This window comes from Bathymodiolus azoricus thioautotrophic gill symbiont, from assembly GCF_001298715.1.
Taxonomy (GTDB): domain Bacteria; phylum Pseudomonadota; class Gammaproteobacteria; order PS1; family Pseudothioglobaceae; genus Thiodubiliella.
Map to the genome: position 1 here is coordinate 1 of NZ_CDSC02000187.1, position 2,635 is coordinate 2,635.

Below are 2,635 nucleotides of genomic sequence, written 5' to 3' on the forward strand. Positions count from 1 at the left end.
TATGGATTGAATTCGCCGTTTATAACAAAGACTCCTTGTAAATAAAAACAGTCGGTACTCTAGCATAAAAGAGACTCTCATTTGCAGAAATAACAAACTGTAAGTAATCTGATTTTATAACATTTATCTGTGGGGATTGCCAAGATATCTTGCTACCGTTAGAAGGTGTCATTGATTGTGGTTTAGAGGTTTTGTCTTTTGCTTTAACCAAAGCAAACTTAATACCTTTTAAATCGCTTGAAGCATCAATAAAAAGCGTATTTAATCCATAAACCTGAGCGTCTGAAGTGATATGGATTTTTAATCCCCCATTAACCAAATCACATGCCCCACTTTCCCAGCGACAATTAGACTTTACCAGCATTTTATAAGATTGCCCTTGTTTAGCCTTATGTGGTACTTCAGCGACATAATAATCAACTGCGAAATAACTAATAATTGCTAAAATAGGTGCAACAATCATTGATGTAATCACATGCTTATTCTTAAAAAACATATCAACTCCCTACATTTTAAATAAAAAAACGCCCAGCAATGCTGGGCGTTTTAAGGATACTCTAAAAAATATTAATTAGTAGCTGGAATACGGATATTCTCAATCATCTTCTCAACTTCTTTAGGCACTTTGTTTGTACGACTCATTACCAAGAACGCTACTGCAAAGTTAACCAATGCACCAATGGCACCAAATGCATTTGGCTCAATACCAAAGAACCAGTTAGGCTCCATATCGCCTAAAAATGAAGTTGACTGCACAAACATAATACCTTTGTGCTGGAATACATATAGCAATGTAATGCCAATACCTGAAAGCATGCCCGCAATCGCACCTTCTTTATTCATCTTCTTAGAGAAGATACCCATCATCAATACTGGGAAAAGACTAGACGCCGCCAAACCAAAGGCTAGCGCAACCGTACCTGCGGCAAAGTCTGGTGGATTAAAGCCGTAATAACCAGCAAGTAATATAGCGCCAATCATTGACATCCTAGAATACATTAATTCGTCTTTTTCGGAAATATTTGGTCGCCATACGCCTTTTAACAAATCATGCGAAATAGAGGATGCAATCGCCAGTAACAATCCAGCAGCCGTTGATAGTGCAGCGGCTAAACCACCCGCAGCCACAATGGCAATCACCCAATTAGGCAAGCCAGCAATTTCAGGATTTGCTAATACCATGATATCTCTATCAACTTTAACCATTTCATTAGGCGGCAATACAATGTCCTTACCATCAACTCTAATGGTTTTAGGTGTATTTCCTTTATTGCCTGTATACTGAATCAATCCATCACCATTCTTATCTTCAAACTTTAATAAACCCGTTTTTTCCCAGTTTTTAAACCACGCTGGGCGGTCTGCATAGGCTAAGTTGTGTTCAGCTGTTGGCTGGTCAATAGTTGTCATCAAATTTAATCTTGCCATTGCAGCTACTGCTGGTGCAGTTGTATATAGAAGTGCAATAAATATCAGCGCCCAACCTGCAGATTCACGCGCAGCCTTTACCGAAGATACGGTAAAAAATCTCATGATGACATGCGGAAGACCTGCTGTACCAATCATTAAAGACAAAGTGTAAACAAACATATTTGTTGTACTTAGTCTTGCCTGCGTGGTGTATTCGGAGAACCCAAGTTGGGTTACCACTTGGTCTAGTTTATCCAGTAGATAAGTCCCGTCTGCCATTTCACTACCCAAACCCAGTTGTGGGATTGGGTTACCCGTTAGCATAAATGAAATAAATACTGCTGGAATGGTATAAGCAATAATCATAATCACATATTGTGCAATTTGTGTATAAGTAATACCTTTCATGCCACCCATTACTGCATAGAATGCTACAATAACCATACCTGTTACCAAGCCTGTTTCATAATCTACCTCTAAGAATCTAGAAAATGCAACACCAATACCTTTCATTTGTCCAATGACATAAGTGACTGAGGCAATAATCAAACAAATAACTGCAACAATACGCGCGGTTTTTGAATAATAACGATCAGAAATAAACTCAGGAACCGTAAATGAACCATGCTTTCTTAAATAAGGTGCAAGTAACATTGCTAGTAGCACATAACCACCCGTCCAACCCATCAAGAATACCGAGCCCCCGTATCCGTAAAAGGCGATTAAACCCGCCATTGAGATAAATGACGCTGCACTCATCCAGTCAGCTGCTGTCGCCATACCATTTGCAATTGGGTGAATACCACCGCCCGCAACATAAAACTCATGCGTTGAACCTGCTCTTGCCCAAAAAGCAATACCAATATAAATAGCAAAAGTAACACCTATAAATAAAAATGTTAATGTTTGTAAATCCATGATTGTTTCCCCTTATTTTTCGTGAACATTAAATTTTTCATCGATTTTCCCCATGCTCTTCGCATAATAGAAAACCAACACCACGAATGTATATATTGAGCCTTGTTGTGCAAACCAAAATCCAAGTTTATAGCCGCCAATCTTAATAACATTGAGCGCATCTACAAACACAATACCAAATAGATATGAAACAACAAACCAAATAGACAGGCACTTCACAATTAGTGCAATATTGGCTTTCCAATAATCATTATTACTAGACATTTAAACCCCCCCTTTTGTTAACTTTATTTGAGCATGATACACA

The 2,635-nt window shown here is 38.4% G+C and carries 3 protein-coding genes; all 3 read right to left on the minus strand.

What is annotated here, in order from left to right; all coding sequences use genetic code 11:
- Nucleotides 1-19: 19 nt before the first annotated feature.
- The gene (locus BAZSYMA_RS03635; protein ID WP_090715718.1) at nt 20-496 is read right to left on the minus strand and encodes a hypothetical protein; all 477 of its coding nucleotides are present in this window, start codon (nt 494-496) and stop codon (nt 20-22) included.
- 71 nt (nt 497-567) lie between these two features.
- Nucleotides 568-2,328: a sodium:solute symporter family protein gene (locus tag BAZSYMA_RS03640; RefSeq protein ID WP_090715720.1), complete on the minus strand. Its 1,761-nt coding sequence runs from the start codon at nt 2,326-2,328 to the stop codon at nt 568-570.
- A gap of 12 nt (nt 2,329-2,340) precedes the next feature.
- Nucleotides 2,341-2,592 carry a DUF4212 domain-containing protein gene (locus BAZSYMA_RS03645; protein WP_090715723.1) on the minus strand — a complete coding sequence of 84 codons (252 nt, stop codon included), beginning with the start codon at nt 2,590-2,592 and terminating at the stop codon, nt 2,341-2,343.
- Between the last annotated feature and the right edge of the window lie 43 nt (nt 2,593-2,635).

Bases quoted from the DNA above. Each gene is read 5' to 3' on its own strand.
- BAZSYMA_RS03645 (WP_090715723.1), bottom strand. From the start codon at position 2,592: ATGTCTAGTAATAATGATTATTGGAAAGCCAATATTGCACTAATTGTG.
- BAZSYMA_RS03640 (WP_090715720.1), bottom strand. From the start codon at position 2,328: ATGGATTTACAAACATTAACATTTTTATTTATAGGTGTTACTTTTGCT.
- BAZSYMA_RS03635 (WP_090715718.1), bottom strand. From the start codon at position 496: ATGTTTTTTAAGAATAAGCATGTGATTACATCAATGATTGTTGCACCT.